This is a genomic window from Streptomyces turgidiscabies Car8, from assembly GCF_000331005.1.
Lineage (GTDB): Bacteria > Actinomycetota > Actinomycetes > Streptomycetales > Streptomycetaceae > Streptomyces > Streptomyces turgidiscabies.
The window spans coordinates 1-5,447 of the sequence record NZ_AEJB01000335.1; the positions used below are offsets into that span (position 1 = coordinate 1).

The 5,447-nt window shown below is 67.2% G+C and carries 3 protein-coding genes and 1 pseudogene; 2 read left to right on the plus strand and 2 right to left on the minus strand.

Annotated features, from left to right (window positions below; all coding sequences use genetic code 11):
* Nucleotides 1-106 precede the first annotated feature (106 nt).
* Entirely contained in the window at nucleotides 107-886 is a 780-nt protein-coding gene (gene lexA, locus STRTUCAR8_RS22605; protein ID WP_006378242.1) for a transcriptional repressor LexA, read from the minus strand.
* A 560-nt stretch (nucleotides 887-1,446) separates the two neighbouring features.
* Here lexA and nrdR point away from each other — a divergent pair.
* Nucleotides 1,447-1,998, plus strand: coding sequence for a transcriptional regulator NrdR (nrdR, locus tag STRTUCAR8_RS22610; protein WP_006378243.1), 552 nt, complete (start codon nucleotides 1,447-1,449; stop codon nucleotides 1,996-1,998).
* A 164-nt stretch (nucleotides 1,999-2,162) separates the two neighbouring features.
* On the plus strand, nucleotides 2,163-5,060 hold the full coding sequence (locus tag STRTUCAR8_RS22615) for a vitamin B12-dependent ribonucleotide reductase (protein WP_044472683.1): 2,898 nt from the start codon (nucleotides 2,163-2,165) through the stop codon (nucleotides 5,058-5,060).
* Between the two features lie 46 nt (nucleotides 5,061-5,106).
* Here STRTUCAR8_RS22615 and STRTUCAR8_RS49960 read toward each other — a convergent pair.
* Nucleotides 5,107-5,447, minus strand: a pseudogene (locus STRTUCAR8_RS49960) (HAMP domain-containing protein); the annotation flags it as partial.

A 5,447-nucleotide genomic window follows, 5' to 3' on the forward strand; every position in this document is an offset into this window, starting at 1 on the left:
ACGCACCTGGATACCTCGGCAACACAGGGCCCCGGAACCGGCGCAGGGGTTCCGGGGCCCGGTCAGGGGCGGGGTCGTCTCGCAGGACCCCGGCCTCCAGCCTCTCTCACAGGCGGCGGAGAACCGCCACCACCTTGCCGAGGATCGTCGCCTCGTCACCGGGGATCGGCTGGTACGCGGAGTTGTGCGGGAGGAGCCAGACATGGCCGTCCTCGCGCTTGAAGCGCTTGACGGTGGCTTCGCCGTCCAGCATCGCGGCGACGACATCGCCGTTCTCGGCGACCGGCTGGCGGCGCACCGTCACCCAGTCGCCGTCGCAGATCGCGGCCTCGATCATCGAGTCACCGACGACCTTCAGCACGAACAGCTCTCCGTCACCCACCAGTTGGCGGGGGAGGGGGAACACGTCCTCGACCGATTCCTCGGCGAGGATGGGACCGCCGGCGGCGATACGGCCCACAAGAGGGACGTACGACGCGGCGGGCTTGCCCGCGGTGTCCGTGGGCTGCACGGAAGCCCCTTGGTCGGAACCCCGTACTTCATAGGCGCGCGGGCGATGCGGATCGCGGCGCAGGAATCCCTTGCGCTCCAGAGCCATGAGCTGGTGTGCGACCGATGAGGTACTGGAGAGGCCGACTGCCTGCCCGATCTCGCGCATCGACGGCGGGTAACCGCGTCGTTGCACGGAGTCCCTGATGACCTCGATCACGCGCCGTTGCCGGTCGGTGAGGCCCGAGCTGTCCGCTCGGATTCCTGGAGGTCGTCCAGGGAGGGACCGCTTGGGCCCCTCAGGATTCGTGGCTTCGTTCATCGCATGCACCGGCTCGAGTCGGCTCTGGGAGCGGTCCTGGGCAGTGATGGTGGCACTGTCAGCGGTGGTGGTCACGTCGGCCCCTCTCGATGGTCTCCCGTGCAGTGCAACGGTAGTTGCTTTCGAAAGGTTGCGCCAAACACACGTTCGAGTGAAAAATTGCGGACGACCTGCCGCGATCAGATGTTTGGGTGTATGGCTCACGTCGTGCCGGGCGGACAAAAGGGTCCCCCGCTGCGCGCTGCTCGCTGTTGTACCCTTCCCCGCCGGGGCGCCGACCTCGTGGGCCGGTGCTCAAGTCTGCCACCTGGATCCCCGTCAGCCGGGAATCGCCCCCCCGCCGCGCGCGGTCCTCACCGTATCTCCGCATGTTCCGAGCGGTACGGCTGTGCCGGATCAGGCCCGCCGTGACGGTGTGGCCGTGCGGCACCCGCCAATACCGGTGCGACACGCGCGTACGCGGTGGATGTACGGGCCAATCCCCACATCTAGTGGTTGGATTGCAGCAGTGGCCCAGAAGTTGTGGTCCCCCGGGTCTTCAACCCCTCAGGCATCACCTATGCTGGGGGCTGCTTCGAGGGGCTCAAGGGCCTTTACGAGGCCATTGAGTCTGCTGTGAGGGAGGGTTGGAGAACATGCACTGCCCCTTCTGCAGGCACCCCGACAGCCGTGTCGTCGACAGTCGTACGACCGACGACGGCACGTCCATCCGCAGGCGCCGCCAATGCCCTGACTGCTCCCGCCGGTTCACGACCGTCGAGACGTGCTCGCTCATGGTGGTCAAGCGGTCCGGAGTCACCGAGCCGTTCAGCCGGACGAAGGTCATCAACGGCGTGCGCAAGGCATGCCAGGGACGGCCGGTCACCGAGGACGCGCTGGCCCAGCTCGGCCAGCGGGTCGAGGAAGCGGTGCGGGCCACCGGAAGTGCCGAACTGACCACCCACGACGTGGGGCTGGCCATGCTCGGCCCGTTGCAGGAACTCGACCTCGTCGCCTACCTGCGATTCGCGTCCGTCTACCGGGCGTTCGACTCGCTGGACGACTTCGAGGCCGCCATCGCGGAGCTCAGGGAAGCACCGCGCAGCCCCGCCGTGGACGACGAAGACCCGGACGTGGGGCGCCAGGAAGACCCTCGCGGGTCCGGGGGGACTGCTCAGGTCCCCGTGCCCGCCAACGCCGCCGACTGACCGGTGGGCCGGATCCGGACGACACGTCCGGACCTGGCCCCGGGGGCGGCGATCCGAAGACCTGTTGCGGACAGCATCGAGTGCTGTCCGCAGCGCAAGAAACACACCGTGTCATGGGAACAACGTGACACTTCTGGGCGTTTTGCCCGATACAGGGAGGCGGCATGACAGAGACGGCGAGCGGTCCGGCACGGAGTTCCCGCGCAAAGGGGACGAAGGTGGCCAAGGGCCTGCGCATCGAGCGGATCCACACCACCCCCGGCGTGCACCCGTACGACGAGGTCGAGTGGGCGAGCCGTGACGTCGTCATGACCAACTGGCGCGACGGCTCGATCAACTTCGAGCAGCGTGGCGTCGAGTTCCCCGACTTCTGGTCGGTGAACGCGGTCAACATCGTCACCAGCAAGTACTTCCGCGGCGCGGTCGGCACCCCGCAGCGCGAGGTGAGCCTCAAGCAGCTCATCGACCGCATCGTGAAGACGTACACGAAGGCCGGTGAGGACTACAAGTACTTCTCCTCCCCGGCCGACGCGGAGATCTTCGAGCACGAGCTGGCGTACGCCCTCCTGCACCAGATCTTCAGCTTCAACAGCCCCGTCTGGTTCAACGTCGGGACCCCGCAGCCCCAGCAGGTCTCGGCCTGCTTCATCCTGTCCGTCGACGACTCCATGGAGTCGATCCTCGACTGGTACAAGGAAGAGGGCATGATCTTCAAGGGCGGCTCCGGCGCCGGCCTGAACCTCTCCCGGATCCGCTCCTCCAAGGAGCTGCTCTCCTCCGGTGGCAACGCCTCCGGCCCGGTCTCCTTCATGCGCGGCGCGGACGCGTCGGCAGGAACGATCAAGTCGGGCGGCGCCACCCGCCGCGCGGCCAAGATGGTCATCCTCGACGTCGACCACCCCGACATCGAGGACTTCATCGAGACCAAGGTGAAGGAGGAGGAGAAGATCCGCGCGCTGCGCGACGCGGGCTTCGACATGGACCTGGGCGGCGACGACATCACGTCCGTCCAGTACCAGAACGCCAACAACTCGGTCCGTGTGAACGACACGTTCATGAAGGCGGTCGAGGCGGGCGGCAAGTTCGGGCTCACCTCCCGGATGACCGGCGAGGTCATCGAGGAGGTCGACGCCAAGGCGCTCTTCCGCAAGATGGCGGTGGCGGCCTGGGCCTGCGCCGACCCGGGCATCCAGTACGACGACACGATCAACCGCTGGCACACCTGCCCGGAGTCCGGCCGTATCAACGGCTCGAACCCGTGCAGCGAGTACATGCACCTGGACAACACGTCCTGCAACCTCGCCTCGCTGAACCTGATGAAGTTCCTCAAGGACGACGGCAAGGGCCGCCAGTCCTTCGAGATCGACCGCTTCGCGAAGGTCGTCGAGCTCGTCATCACCGCGATGGACATCTCCATCTGCTTCGCCGACTTCCCCACGCAGAAGATCGGCGAGAACACACGCGCGTTCCGTCAGCTCGGCATCGGCTACGCCAACCTCGGCGCCCTGCTGATGGCGACCGGACACGCGTACGACTCCGAGGGCGGCCGTGCCCTGGCCGGCTCCATCAGCTCCCTGATGACCGGCACCTCGTACCGCCGCTCCGCCGAACTCGCCGCGGTCGTCGGCCCGTACGACGGCTACGCCCGTAACGCGCAGCCGCATCTGCGGGTCATGAAGCAGCACGCCGACGAGAACGACAAGGCCGTCCGCATGGACGACCTGGACACCCCGATCTGGGCCGCCGCCACGGAGGCCTGGCAGGACGTCGTCCGCATCGGCGAGAAGAACGGCTTCCGCAACGCGCAGGCGTCCGTCATCGCCCCGACCGGCACCATCGGTCTCGCGATGTCCTGCGACACCACGGGTCTTGAGCCCGACCTCGCGCTGGTCAAGTTCAAGAAGCTCGTCGGCGGCGGCTCCATGCAGATCGTCAACGGCACGGTCCCGCAGGCCCTGCGCCGCCTGGGTTACCAGGAGGAGCAGATCGAGGCGATCGTCGCCCACATCGCCGAGCACGGCCACGTGATCGATGCCCCGGGCCTCAAGCACGAGCACTACGAGGTGTTCGACTGCGCCATGGGCGAGCGGACCATCTCCGCGATGGGCCACGTCCGGATGATGGCCGCGATCCAGCCCTGGATCTCCGGCGCCCTGTCCAAGACGGTCAACATGCCGGAGACGGCGACCGTCGAGGAGGTCGAGGAGATCTACTTCGAGGCCTGGAAGATGGGCGTGAAGGCGCTCGCCATCTACCGCGACAACTGCAAGGTCGGCCAGCCGCTCTCCGTCAAGAAGAAGGAGGACGAGAAGGCCGCGGTGACCGCGAAGACCGAGGCGACGATCCGTGAGGCCGTCGAGAAGGTCGTCGAGTACCGCCCGGTCCGCAAGCGCCTCCCGAAGGGCCGCCCCGGCATCACCACGTCCTTCACGGTCGGCGGCGCCGAGGGTTACATGACCGCCAACTCCTACCCGGACGACGGTCTCGGCGAGGTCTTCCTGAAGATGTCCAAGCAGGGTTCCACCCTCGCTGGCATGATGGACGCCTTCTCGATCGCCATCTCGGTGGGTCTGCAGTACGGCGTGCCGCTGGAGACGTACGTCTCGAAGTTCACCAACATGCGCTTCGAGCCGGCCGGGATGACGGACGACCCCGATGTCCGGATGGCCCAGTCGATCGTCGACTACATCTTCCGCCGCCTGGCGCTGGACTTCCTCCCCTTCGAGACGCGTTCCGCCCTCGGCATCCACTCCGCCGACGAGCGCCAGCGTCACCTGGAGACGGGCTCCTACGAGCCGACCGAGGAAGAGGTCGACATCGAGGGCCTGGCCCAGTCGGCGCCCCGCACCCAGGAACTGAAGGCCGTCGCGACGCCGAAGGCCGTCGTCGCGGAGGTGCCGGAGCCCGCGCTGCAGCAGGTCCACACCAGCGCCGAACTGGTCGAGATGCAGCTGGGCATCCAGGCGGACGCCCCGCTGTGCTTCTCCTGCGGTACGAAGATGCAGCGGGCCGGGTCCTGCTACATCTGCGAGGGATGCGGGTCGACCAGCGGTTGCAGCTGACCTCTACGGACGGTCCCTGACCGGTGAGTGAGGGAGGAGGGGTGTCCGCGAATCTCTGCTGTTCGGCGACGTGTGCTTCGAGCCGCGCGAGCATCACGTCGAAGGAGTCGGCCAGTTCACGGAACTCGTCCTTGCGGCCCGGCAGCCGGATGCGGTGGGAGAGCGATCCGTGCGTGGCCATGCGGGTGGCATCCGTGATGCGGGTCAGCGGGGCGAGCATGCGGCCTGCGAGGATCCACCCTCCCAGGAGACCGAGAACAAGCAGGAACGCCAGTACCGCGGCAGCCCGCGGAGCGAAGACGTTCAGAAGGGCGGAGCGGACGGGAAAGACACCGTTCGTGGGTCTGTCATCGGGGTTGATGAGCATCGCCCGGTCGGGAACGTAAC

What these genes read in the sequence shown, in the direction of transcription:
- nrdR (WP_006378243.1), top strand. Translation starts at nt 1,447, where the DNA reads ATGCACTGCCCCTTCTGCAGGCACCCCGACAGCCGTGTCGTCGACAGT.
- STRTUCAR8_RS22615 (WP_044472683.1), top strand. Translation starts at nt 2,163, where the DNA reads ATGACAGAGACGGCGAGCGGTCCGGCACGGAGTTCCCGCGCAAAGGGG.